Genomic DNA, 483 nt, shown 5'->3' on the forward strand with positions numbered 1-483 from the left:
GTCATGCCCTTTCCACCAACCACCGCCTGGCGCGGGTGCGGCTAATACCAGAATCGCGTAACACCAACCCATCCACCCGCCGGTCCCGGTGGTAGGCGCACCACGCGCCCACCCCGCGGGCGGTCACATCATCGCCAAATGCATCCCGCAGCGCCGCGGCTAGGTCAGGGTCCTGGCGCGCCTGCGCCAGCAAATCGGCCACGGTAACCGGCGCCTCACCGAGCGCGGCATGCCACGCTGCATACACTGCACGGGTTGCCGCGCGGCGCGTATCATCCTCGCGGGTCCGTTCCATGGTGTTGCAGGGATCAGTCTCGCCTAACCATACAAGCGCTTGGCGCACCATGCGTGACCAGGCGTCATATCCGCCCAGGGGCGGCACGCCGACATCCGGGGTGCCGGCGCGGAGATACGCCACGGGGATCGTCAGGGCGTCGATCACCAGGTCGCGCCGGCGGGCGCGTACCTCCGCCAGCAGATCCT

Annotated in this window: 1 pseudogene; it reads right to left on the reverse strand. The window is 68.7% G+C overall.

Annotation, left to right across the window (positions count from 1 at the left end):
* Position 1 precedes the first annotated feature (1 nt).
* Positions 2-483, reverse strand: a pseudogene (locus ACTFO6_RS17630) (hypothetical protein); the annotation flags it as partial.

This window comes from Pelomicrobium sp. G1 (assembly GCF_051905455.1).
In the GTDB taxonomy this organism is placed as follows: domain Bacteria; phylum Pseudomonadota; class Gammaproteobacteria; order Burkholderiales; family UBA6910; genus Pelomicrobium.